General features: G+C 71.5%; 10 protein-coding genes. 7 read left to right on the top strand and 3 right to left on the bottom strand.

What is annotated here, in order from left to right; all coding sequences use genetic code 11:
• Nucleotides 1-52: 52 nt before the first annotated feature.
• Entirely contained in the window at nucleotides 53-1,108 is a 1,056-nt protein-coding gene (locus tag ACIRD7_RS18305; RefSeq protein ID WP_403454187.1) for a Ku protein, read from the bottom strand.
• A gap of 63 nt (nucleotides 1,109-1,171) precedes the next feature.
• Between ACIRD7_RS18305 and ligD the strand changes: the two genes are divergently transcribed.
• Nucleotides 1,172-2,053: a non-homologous end-joining DNA ligase gene (gene ligD / locus ACIRD7_RS18300; RefSeq protein ID WP_403454184.1), complete on the top strand. Its 882-nt coding sequence runs from the start codon at nucleotides 1,172-1,174 to the stop codon at nucleotides 2,051-2,053.
• A 30-nt stretch (nucleotides 2,054-2,083) separates the two neighbouring features.
• Here ligD and ACIRD7_RS18295 read toward each other — a convergent pair whose 3' ends face one another.
• Entirely contained in the window at nucleotides 2,084-2,890 is an 807-nt protein-coding gene (locus tag ACIRD7_RS18295; protein ID WP_403454182.1) for a nuclease-related domain-containing protein, read from the bottom strand.
• 111 nt (nucleotides 2,891-3,001) lie between these two features.
• On the opposite strand from ACIRD7_RS18295, the gene ACIRD7_RS18290 reads away from it, so the two are divergent.
• The 6 genes from ACIRD7_RS18290 to ACIRD7_RS18265 all read left to right on the top strand — a co-directional run bounded on the left by ACIRD7_RS18290 (nucleotide 3,002) and on the right by ACIRD7_RS18265 (nucleotide 9,104).
• On the top strand, nucleotides 3,002-3,508 hold the full coding sequence (locus ACIRD7_RS18290; RefSeq protein WP_403454179.1) for a dual specificity protein phosphatase family protein: 507 nt from the start codon (nucleotides 3,002-3,004) through the stop codon (nucleotides 3,506-3,508).
• A gap of 91 nt (nucleotides 3,509-3,599) precedes the next feature.
• Complete coding sequence (locus ACIRD7_RS18285; protein WP_403454177.1) at nucleotides 3,600-4,355, top strand: hypothetical protein; 756 nt, start codon at nucleotides 3,600-3,602, stop codon at nucleotides 4,353-4,355.
• A complete protein-coding gene (locus ACIRD7_RS18280; RefSeq protein ID WP_403454175.1) occupies nucleotides 4,352-5,590 on the top strand; it encodes an ATP-binding protein in 1,239 nt (412 codons plus the stop codon). Before ACIRD7_RS18285 ends, ACIRD7_RS18280 begins: the two co-directional genes overlap by 4 nt.
• Before the next feature lie 81 nt (nucleotides 5,591-5,671).
• On the top strand, nucleotides 5,672-7,054 hold the full coding sequence (locus ACIRD7_RS18275; protein ID WP_403454173.1) for an FtsW/RodA/SpoVE family cell cycle protein: 1,383 nt from the start codon (nucleotides 5,672-5,674) through the stop codon (nucleotides 7,052-7,054).
• Nucleotides 7,051-8,526, top strand: coding sequence for a penicillin-binding transpeptidase domain-containing protein (locus ACIRD7_RS18270; protein ID WP_403454170.1), 1,476 nt, complete (start codon nucleotides 7,051-7,053; stop codon nucleotides 8,524-8,526). The genes ACIRD7_RS18275 and ACIRD7_RS18270 overlap by 4 nt, the downstream gene beginning before the upstream one ends.
• Nucleotides 8,527-8,585: 59 nt before the next feature.
• Nucleotides 8,586-9,104, top strand: coding sequence for a DUF3291 domain-containing protein (locus ACIRD7_RS18265; protein WP_403454168.1), 519 nt, complete (start codon nucleotides 8,586-8,588; stop codon nucleotides 9,102-9,104).
• Between the two features lie 22 nt (nucleotides 9,105-9,126).
• Here ACIRD7_RS18265 and ACIRD7_RS18260 read toward each other — a convergent pair whose 3' ends face one another.
• A complete protein-coding gene (locus tag ACIRD7_RS18260) occupies nucleotides 9,127-10,233 on the bottom strand; it encodes a ferritin-like domain-containing protein (protein ID WP_403454165.1) in 1,107 nt (368 codons plus the stop codon).
• Nucleotides 10,234-10,342 lie beyond the last annotated feature (109 nt).

The following is a 10,342-nucleotide window of genomic DNA, read 5'->3' as shown; positions in this document are numbered from 1 at the left end:
CTTTCCTACGACGCCGGGGCGATCCGAAAGACAGGGCCCGGGCCGGGCCCGCCTAGGCCGAGCGCTTGCGTGAGGTCGTCTTCTTGGCCTGGGTCTTCTTCGCCGTGCTCTTCGCCGTGCTCTTCGCCGTGTTCTTCGCGGCCGTCTTCTTCGCCCCCTGGGCCGACTTGGCCGTCGACTTCTTCGCCGAGGCCGTGGTCTTCTTCGCCGCCGTCTTCTTCGCCGCCGACGTCGACTTCTTGCCCGCTGTCTGCTTCGGGGCCGCCCGGGCCGACTTGCGCTGGGGCAGGCTGCGGACCTCGGCCGCCTTCTTCGGCTCCTCGCCGCGCGACTCCTTGGCCGCGCGCACGCTGTTCTCCAGGGCCGCCATCAGGTCGAGCACCTTGCCCGCCTTGGCCGGTTCCGGCGCCTGTGGCGGTGCCTCGCCGGCCGCCTTCGCGGCGACGACCTCCTCCAGGGCCTCGCGGTACTCGTCGTGCAGCTCGTCGAGCTCGATCTCGCCGAGGGTGTCCATCAGGGCGTCCGCGAGGTCCAGCTCCTTGTCGTTCACCGTGACGTTCGTGTCCGGCGCGACCCCCTCGGGCGCGCGGACCTCGTCCGGCCAGAGCAGCCCGTGCATGGCGATGGCGTCGCCGACGACGCGCAGCATGCCGAGGCGCTCACGCCCGCGCAGCGCGAACTTCGCGATCGCCACCTTCTGGCTGCGCTTGAGCGCCTCCCGCAGCAGGGTGTACGGCTTGGCCGCGGGCGCCCCGCCCGCCGCGAGGTAGTAGGCGCTGTCCATCTGGAGCGGATCGATCCGCTCGTTCGGCACGAACGCCACGATCTCGATCGTCTTCGCGGTCGGCAGCGGCAGATGGTCCAGGTCCTCGTCCGTGATCGGGATGATCGTGCCGTCCGCGTCCTCGTAGCCCTTGCCGATCTCCGCCTGGGTGACCTCACGGTCCTCCAGCTCGCAGACCTTGCGGTAGCGGATCCGGCCGCCGTCCTCGGCGTGGATCTGCCGGAAGGAGATGGAGCGGTTCTCGGTGGCGTTCACCAACTTGATCGGGATGCTGACCAGGCCGAACGAGATGGCGCCGTTCCATATGGATCGCACGTGCAGCACCCTTTCGGTCCGTTTGGTCAGGATTGCTCACATATCAAGCACAATCTCTGGAATTCTCATCGTATGACGCCGATCACAGAGGTGGAGGGGCGACGGCTCGCGCTCAGCAACCTGGAGAAGGTGCTGTATCCGGGGACCGGCTTCACCAAGGGCGAGGTGCTGCACTACTACGCCACCACCGCCGACGCCCTGCTGCCCCATCTGCGGGATCGGCCCGTGTCCTTCCTGCGCTATCCCGACGGGCCGGACGGCCAGGTGTTCTTCACCAAGAACGTGCCGCCGGGCACCCCCGACTGGGTCACCACGGCCGAGGTGCCCCGGGTCGAGGGGCCGGCGCGGATGGTGTTCGTGCAGGACCTCGCGAGCCTGATGTGGGCGGCCAACCTCGTCACCGAGTTCCATACGCCCCAGTGGGTGATCGGCGCGCCCGGCGAGGCCGACCGGCTGGTCTTCGACCTCGACCCCGGCTCCCCCGCGACGGTGGTCGAGTGCTGCGAGGTCGCCCTCTGGCTCCGGGAGCGGCTGGCCGCCGACGGGATCGAGGCGTACGCCAAGACGTCGGGCTCGAAGGGCCTCCATCTCACCGCGGCGATCCGGCCGGCCCCCTCCGAGCGGGCGACCGAGTACGCGAAGGAACTCGCCGTGGCGGCCGAGAAGGCCCTGCCCCGGCTCGTGGTCCACCGCATGACCAAGAGCCTGCGGCCGGGGAAGGTCTTCGTCGACTGGAGCCAGAACGCCGCCCGCAAGACGACGGCCACGCCCTACACCCTGCGCGCCCGCCGCGACCCCACGGTCTCCGCACCGGTCACCTGGGAGGAGATCGAGAGCTGCCGCTCCCCCGGCGCCCTGACCTTCCTGGCACCCGACCTGGCACCCCGACTTCAGGACTACGGCGATCTGCTCGCGCCCCTGCTGGACGGGGAACGCGCGGGCGACCTGCCCTGACCGGAGGCTGTCACCCGGCCGCCGCACGGCTCAGCCGGGGTCGCCCCAGACCCTCCGGTCCCGGGCCATCGCGTGCAGCGCCTCCACATCCGCCGGCTTCAGCACCCCGCCCGTCCGGGCCAGCCCCGCCAGCTCGGTGTCCCGCAGCACCCGCACCTCCCGCGGCGGCGCGGTGAGGCGCACGTCGGCCGGGGCGACCAGGACGAGGACCGGGCGGACCTCGGCGGTCAGGGCGTAGGAGGCGCGGTCGGCGTCGGCGCGGACGCGGCGCAGCAGGGGGGTGGAGTCCCGGCGCCCCAGCGAGACCACCGGGTCGGCGATCGTCACCTTCTGCTTGCGGGCGTACAGGGAGTGCAGCGCGAACAGCCCGCCCGGCCCGATCACCAGATGGTGGATGCGGTCGCCGCCGGGCAGCGGCACGGAGTGCAGCGCGTGCCAGCCGGCGCTGTCCAGCCGGTCCAGCGTCTCCCCGACCGTCTGCTCCGCCGTCAGCGCGCGACGGCGGGGGTCGGCGCGCAGCCGGTGCGCGGGGCCCGGGTCGCGGTCCAGGGCGACCAGGAGCGCCTCGCCGGGCCGGTTGGGCGCCAGGTCGTCGTCCGGGTGCAGGGTCAGCCGGGCCAGCTCGGCAGGGGTGGGCACCGGGGGCGGGCCGACCGTCACCGGGCCGGTGATGAAGGGGCCGAGCGCCTCCAGCACCTCGTCCCTGCGGTCGTCGCTGAGCAGGTTGACCCGGCCCGCCTCACGGTCGTACCAGGCGAGATTCCGCCCGTCCGTGCGGCAGACGTAGAGCCGTTCCTGACCGTGTCGCCAGGTCGGTATGACGCGCAGTCCGCTCATGCACCATCACCCCATGACCATGGGAACAGGCGGGGTGCTGCCGGGGCAAGAACCCGGTTACCTTTGAGAGGAGTTGGGCAGACCCCCCTCGGGGTGGCTGGGGAGGCGCCGTTGCGTACCCGCAGGAAGCAACCCGACGTACCCGCACCGGACAGCCCGTGGAACGAGATCGTGCCCGGCCTGTGGATGGGCGGACACGAGTTCCGGGGACGCTCGGGGCAACTGGAGTTCGCGGTCGTCCGGGACGAGTTCGATCTCGTGCAGACGCTGCTGCGGCTGCCCGGGTACGGCCCCGATCCCGGCGTCGAGCACCAGGTGTGGCCGATCCCCGACGGGCCGCTGGACGGCACCCAGCTCGCGGGGGTGATACGGCTCGCGGAAGCCGCGCGCGAGGCGCTGGACGAGGGCCGCAGGGTCCTCGTCCGCTGTTATCACGGGTACAACCGCTCGGGCCTGGTCATCGCCCACGCGCTGACCCGCTCCAGCCGCTCCGCCGAACAGGCGATCCGGCTGATACGCTCCCGCCGCTCGCCGTGGGCCCTGCACAACGAGCTGTTCGTCGACTACCTCCGGGCCGGCCTGCCCACCGCCCGGCTGCTCGAGGAGCTCGCCGAGTAGCCGTCGCCCGTCCGCCCACCGAGTGCGCAAAAAGGACTTCCGTACGAATAGGGTGTACGGGCCGACCTTCACCCCGAGCCCCAGGAGAACCGTGCCCCGCAGCCGCCTCACGCGCACCGGCGCGCTCAGTGCCCTCGTCGCACTGCTGCTGTCGGCCGCGACGGCCTGCGGCGACGCCGGGGGGCTCCAGGGCGCGGGCCCGACCGAGACCGCGGTCAGCCCGGACAAGCTCTGGCCGATGCTGACGCCCGCGTCCCGGCCGGCCTATGAGATCGGCGAGGTGAACCGGGAGGTCGTGAAGGGCGTCACGGTCGCCGGCGGCGACATCCGTGACGTGAACCCGGTGACGGTCGTCCGCAAGGAGCTCGACAAGAGCCCGGGGGACTATCAGGGCAAGGACGCGCCCTACCGCGACACCGGCCGTCTGATGGCCCGGTGCGCCGCCGGCGCGGGGCACGGCGGCTGCCCGGTGCTGCGGCCGTACTACCGGGACCTGACCGGCGACGGGCACCCGGAGCTCACGCTCGGCTTCCGGCTGATGCCCGGCAAGACGACCGCGGTGCGCGTCTACACCGTCGAGAAGCAGCGGCTCGTGCAGGTGATGAGCTGGGACGACGCCATCAGCGGCGTGGAGCTGGCCGGGCGGTCGGTGATCATTCGGTCGCCGTCCGAGGTCGCCGGGTACGAGTACCGGCTGCAGTGGACGTGGGACGCGGACCAGAAGGCGATGCTGCTCACGCACGACGAGATGCTGCGCACGGGGCAGCGCGAGAAGACACCGCACCCGTCCGCGCCCCCGTCGTCTTCCGCGTCTCCCTCGCCTTCCGCCTCGGCGAGCACGCCATGAGGCTCGCGCTCCCCCAGTGGGCCGGCACGCTGGCCGTGAAGGCGGCCGCCTTCATCACGGTGATGTGCTGTGCGCTGGCCGCGCTGCTCGGCATCCTCGTGCATGTCTCGGTGACCAACCAGACCGTCGGCCAGGCCCGCGACCTCGCGCTGTCCCGGCTGGATGACGCGACGCGGGCGTTCGAGGCCGGGGACCCCATGGGACCCGGTGTCGGGATCGACCCGCCGGAGCTTCCCGAGCGGCTGCACGAGCTCGCGGTGGCCGGGGAACGCGGCACGATGGTCGCCGACCACAGCGGCCGCCCCACCATGTGGGCGGCGGGCCCGGCCGACGGCGAGCGTGCTCTCGCGGTCGAGGTGGACTACTCGCAGCAGGCCCGCACCATCGACGGACTGGACCGGGCGATCGTGTGGTCGTCGGCGCTGGCGATCGGCGTGACCGTCCTGGTGGGCGCGTTCGCGGTGACCCGGGTGACGCGCCGGCTGCACGCCACGGCCCGGGTGGCCCGGCGGATCAGCGGGGGCGACCTGGACGCCCGGGTGGACGACCCCCGTACGCAGGAACACTCGACCCGCCCGCAGGACGAGGTGGCCGTGGTCGCCGCGGCGCTGGACTCGATGGCGGCCTCGCTGCAGGGCAAGCTGCTGGCCGAGCAGCGCTTCACGGCGGACGTGGCGCACGAGCTGCGTACGCCGCTCACCGGGCTGCACGCGGCGGCCGAGCTGCTGCCGCCGGGGCGGCCGACGGAGCTGGTGCGGGACCGGGTGGCCGCGTTGCGCACGCTGACCGAGGACCTGCTGGAGATCTCACGGCTGGACAGCGGGCGCGAGCGCTCGGAGCCGGACAGCGAGCCGCTCGGGGCGCTGGCCGAGCGGGTGGTGCGGGCGTCCGGGACCGCGACGGAGGTCGTGGTCCTGCGGGACGTCGTGATCGAGACGGACCGGCGGCGGCTGGAGCGGGTGCTGGGGAATCTGGTGGCCAACGCGCACAAGCACGGGCGCGGGCCGGTCTCCCTGACGGTGGACGGGCCGGAGGTCACCGTGCGGGACCACGGTGACGGCTATCCGCGGTACCTCGTCGCGCACGGGCCGCAGCGGTTCCGTACGGAAGGGGGCTCCCGGGGGCACGGGCTGGGGCTGACCATCGCGTTGGGGCAGGCGGAGGTGCTGGGGGCGCGGTTGGCGTTCTCGAACGCCGTGGATGGCGGGGCGGTCGCGAAACTGACACTGCGGTAGGCCATCCGGGGGGGCCGGGTGATCCGAGTGGACCACTGGGCAAAGAGCGCACAAGACAGACTATTTGGGTAAGTTCCGGACATGACCAAGGCCGGAACCACCCTGGTGGCAGCGGACGCCCCCGCTCCCGCCGCTCCGCTCCCCCGGCGCCGTGGCATCGAACTGGCCCTCATCGTCGTGGCCGTCCTGCTCTCCGTGTACGGCTACTGCGCGGTCGGCCTCGCCAGAACCGGCACCGTCCCGCCCGGTGCCGCCGGCTACGGCGCCGGGCTCGGTGTCCTCGCGTTGGTCGCCCATCTGGCGGTGCGCCTGCGCGCTCCCTCGGCCGACCCCCTGCTGCTGCCGATCGGCGTGCTGCTCAACGGCCTCGGCCTGGTCCTGATCTACCGGCTCGACCTGGAGACGCCGGGCGACCGGGCGGCGCCCACCCAACTCGTGTGGTCCACGCTGGGGGTGGCCCTGTTCATCGTGGTCGTCCTGCTGCTGCGCGACCACCGTGTGCTCCAGCGCTACTCCTACGTGTGCGTCGTCGCTGCCCTCGTCCTGCTCACCCTGCCGATCTTCTTCCCGTCCGTGAACGGCGCCCGTATCTGGATCCGGGTCGCCGGATTCTCCATCCAGCCCGGCGAGTTCGCGAAGGTGCTGCTCGCGGTGTTCTTCGCGGCGTATCTGGCCGCCAACCGCAGTGCGCTGGCCTACACCGGCCGGCGGGTGTTCGGCAGCGAGCGGCTGCAACTGCCCACCGGCCGGGTCCTCGGTCCGATCGTCGCCATCTGGCTGCTGAGCGTCGGGGTGCTGATCCTCGAACGCGACCTCGGCACCTCGCTGCTCTTCTTCGGCCTGTTCGTGGTCCTGCTCTACGTCGCCACCGGCCGCACCGGCTGGATCGCCGTGGGCCTGCTGCTGGCGGCGCTCGGCGCGGTGGCCGTCGGGGAGCTGGAGCCGCATGTGCACGGCAGGGTCGAGGACTGGCAGCATCCGTTCGCCTCGATCGAGGCGGGCGAGGGCCCCAACCAGCTGTCCCAGTCGCTGTTCGCCTTCGCGGCGGGCGGCACGCTCGGCACCGGACTGGGCCTCGGCCACTCGATCCTGATCGGCTTCGCGGCCAAGTCGGACTTCGTCCTGGCGACGGCCGGCGAGGAACTGGGCCTGGCGGGCCTGTCCGCGGTCTTCCTGCTCTACGGCCTGCTGGTGGAGCGCGGCTACCGGGCGGGCCTCGCCCTGCGCGACCCCTTCGGCCGGCTGCTCGCGGTCGGGCTCGCCTCGATCGTGGCGCTCCAGGTGTTCGTGATCGCGGGCGGGGTCACCGGCCTGATCCCGCTGACCGGCATGGCGATGCCGTTCCTGGCCCAGGGCGGCTCGTCGGTGGTCACCAACTGGGCGATCGTGGCGCTGCTGATCCGGCTGAGCGACAAGGCGCGCAGCCGGCTCGGCGTGCCCAGGGCCGAGGAGGCGGCCCGATGACCCGGCACATCCGGCACGCCGCCCTCTTCTGCGCCCTGCTGCTGGTCGCCCTGCTCGTCAACGCCACTCGCATCCAGGTCTTCGAGGCCCCGGCGTACAACGACAACATCGCCAACCGCCGCACCACGATCGCCCGTTACGCTCAGCCGCGGGGCGACATCCTGGTCGACGGCGAACCGGTCACCGGATCCCATGACACCGGCGAGCACCTGCGGTACGAGCGGACCTACACCAACGGCCCGATGTTCGCCCCCGTCACCGGCTTCGCCTCGCAGGAGTACGGCACGACGCTCCTGGAACACTCCGAGGACGGCGTCCTGGCGGGCACCGACCCGCTGCTGTCGCCCTTCGCCCTGTGGAACGGCGGGGCCCACGACCGCTACCCCGGCGGCGACGTCGTCACCACACTGCGCAAGGCAGCGCAGGAGGCGGCGTACGAGGGGCTGGCCGGCCGCAAAGGGGCGGTCGCGGCGATCGAGCCGGCGACGGGACGGATCCTGGCCCTCGTCTCCGCCCCCTCCTACGACCCGTCCGCGCTGTCCGGGAACGGCGCCTCGGTGACCAGGTCCTGGTCCTCGCTGAACCGGGACGCGGACCGGCCGATGCTCAACCGGGCGGTGCGCAAGACGTACCCGCCGGGGTCGACGTTCAAGGTGGTGACGGCGGCCGCGGCGCTGGACGCCGGGGTGGTGGAGGACCTGGACCGGCCGACCGACTCCCCGGATCCGTACCGCCTGCCGGGCACCAGGACCTCGCTGACCAACGAGTCCGAGGGCTGCGAGGACGTTCCCCTGCGCAAGGCGTTCGAGTGGTCGTGCAACACGGTGTTCGCCCGGCTTGGGGTCAGGGTCGGGGTGGACCGGATGGTGCGCACGGCCAAGGCCTTCGGCTTCAACGACGCGAACCTGAGAGTCCCCTTCTCCGTCGCGGAGAGCACCTTCGACACGAAGGTGGACCAGGCGCAGCTCGCCCTGTCGTCGATCGGGCAGTACAACACGCGCGCCACCCCGCTGCAGATGGCGATGGTCGCGGCGGCCGTGGCCAACGGTGGTCAGGTGCGGTCGCCGTACCTGGTGGAGCGCACGACCCGGGCGAGCGGCTCCACGGTGTCGACGGGCGGGTCGCGCCCGGTGCGGCAGGCCATGCGGCCCTCGACCGCCCGGCTGCTGAAGGAGCTGATGGTGGACGTGGTGCGGGAGGGCACCGGCACGGGCGCCTGGATCCCGGGCGCGACGGTCGGCGGCAAGACCGGTACCGCCCAGCACGGCCTCGGCAACTCCGGAACCCCGTACGCCTGGTTCGTCTCCTGGGCGAAGGGCGACCGTGACCTGGAGCCCAAGGTGGCGGTGGCGGTGGTGGTGGAGGACGCGGACGCCGACCGGGGCGAGATCAGCGGGGGCGGGGACGCGGCGCCGATCGCGCGGGCGGTGATGGAGGCGGTGCTGAAGTCACCGCAGGGCGAGGGCCGTTGATGCTCACCCACTGAGATACCCCCTGGGCCCCGCCGCCCGCCCGACCTATCGTTCGGTCCATGACGACATCACCCGCTCAGGAAGCCGCCTTCGAACTCGCCCAGGTCAACATCGCCCGCCTCAAGGCCCCGCTGGACTCGCCCCAGCTGAAGGACTTCGTCGACAGTCTCGACCCGGTGAACGCCGACGCCGACGCCGCCGACGGCTTCGTCTGGCGGCTGGAGGGCGACAGCGGTGACGCGACGGACGTGAGCGTCTTCGGCGACGACTGGCTGATCATCAACATGTCGGTGTGGCGCGACACGAACGCGCTGACGGCGTACATGTACCAGGGGCGCCACCGCGAGATGCTGGCCCGCCGCCGTGAGTGGTTCGAACGCGTGCAGGAGGCGATGGTGACCCTGTGGTGGGTCCCCACAGGCCACCGCCCCACCGTCGCGGAGGCCGAGTCCCGCCTGCTGCACCTGCGCACCAACGGCCCGACCCCGTACGCCTTCACCCTGCGCACGTCGTTCCCGCCGCAGGGCGCGCAGCCGGTGTTCGGCGAGGTGCCGGACGGGCTCGGCTGCTCGGTCTAGGTCCTGATCCCCGCGACGGTCCCTAGCCCTCGGTCCCGGCCTCGATGGTCTCCTCGACCTCGGCCACCCGCTCCCGCTCCTCCGCCCCGAAGCGCTCGGCGTCGAGCTTCTCCGCGATCTCCTCGTCCTGCGCCATCAGCAGATCCAGATTGGAGTCGCCCATTTCCAGGACCCCCATGTCGACGTAGGCCTGCTGAAGGCGTTTGCCCCACAGCCCGATGTCCTTCACGCAGGGGACGATGCGCGAGAACAGCAACCGCCGGAAAAGCCGGAGGAATTCGGACCGCTCGCTGAGCTGCTCCGCCTCGGCCTTCGGGATGCCGAAGTTCTCCAGGACCTCCACGCCCCGCAGCCGGTCCCGCATCAGATAGCAGCCCTCGATGACGAACTCCTCCCGCTCACGGAGTTCGTCATCGGTCAGCTGCTTGTAGTAGTCCCGAAGCGCCATCCGCCCGAACGCCACGTGCCGTGCCTCGTCCTGCATCACATAGGCCAGGATCTGCTTGGGCAGCGGCTTGGTGGTGGTGTCCCGGATCATGCCGAAGGCGGCCAGCGCGAGCCCTTCGATCAGCACCTGCATCCCGAGGTAGGGCATGTCCCAGCGGCTGTCCCGCAGGGTGTCGCCCAGCAGGGCCTGCAGGTTGTCGTTGATCGGATAGACCATGCCGATCTTCTCGTGCAGAAAACGCCCGTAGATCTCGGCGTGCCGCGCCTCGTCCATCGTCTGCGTCGCCGAATAGAACTTGGCGTCCATGTCCGGCACCGACTCCACGATCCGGGCCGCGCAGATCATCGCGCCCTGCTCACCGTGCAGGAACTGACTGAACTGCCAGGAGGCGTAGTGCTGCCGCAGATCGCCCTTCTCCCGTTCGCTCATCTTCGCCCAGTACGGCGTCCCGTAGAGCGCCATCGCCTCCTCCGGCGTACCGAGCGAGTCGAACGGATCGACCTCCAGATCCCAGTCGATTCTGAGCTGCCCGTCCCACTGCTTGTCCTTGCCCTTCTGGTAGAGGGCCAGAAGCCGGTCGCGCCCGTCGTCGTACTCCCAGCTGAAACGGGCGGCGCCGGCCGCCGGCACCTGCCAGAGAGGTTCTCCCGGATCGTTGGTGTACAGGTCGAATGTCGGCATGCCCCGCAGGCTCACACGGGGTAGACGCGGGGTCAACAAGTACCGCGCGAGGGATTGACGCCCTTGCTGACAGGCAGTCTCATAAGACGCGGACGACGTACCCCCGGTA

It is taken from the genome of Streptomyces sp. NPDC093568, from assembly GCF_044764945.1.
Classification (GTDB): domain Bacteria; phylum Actinomycetota; class Actinomycetes; order Streptomycetales; family Streptomycetaceae; genus Streptomyces.
This window is presented reverse-complemented; position numbering and strand designations above follow the sequence as displayed.

What these genes read in the sequence shown, in the direction of transcription:
- ligD (WP_403454184.1), top strand. Translation starts at nt 1,172, where the DNA reads ATGACGCCGATCACAGAGGTGGAGGGGCGACGGCTCGCGCTCAGCAAC.
- ACIRD7_RS18295 (WP_403454182.1), bottom strand. Translation starts at nt 2,890, where the DNA reads ATGAGCGGACTGCGCGTCATACCGACCTGGCGACACGGTCAGGAACGG.
- ACIRD7_RS18280 (WP_403454175.1), top strand. Translation starts at nt 4,352, where the DNA reads ATGAGGCTCGCGCTCCCCCAGTGGGCCGGCACGCTGGCCGTGAAGGCG.
- ACIRD7_RS18275 (WP_403454173.1), top strand. Translation starts at nt 5,672, where the DNA reads ATGACCAAGGCCGGAACCACCCTGGTGGCAGCGGACGCCCCCGCTCCC.
- ACIRD7_RS18270 (WP_403454170.1), top strand. Translation starts at nt 7,051, where the DNA reads ATGACCCGGCACATCCGGCACGCCGCCCTCTTCTGCGCCCTGCTGCTG.
- ACIRD7_RS18265 (WP_403454168.1), top strand. Translation starts at nt 8,586, where the DNA reads ATGACGACATCACCCGCTCAGGAAGCCGCCTTCGAACTCGCCCAGGTC.
- ACIRD7_RS18260 (WP_403454165.1), bottom strand. Translation starts at nt 10,233, where the DNA reads ATGCCGACATTCGACCTGTACACCAACGATCCGGGAGAACCTCTCTGG.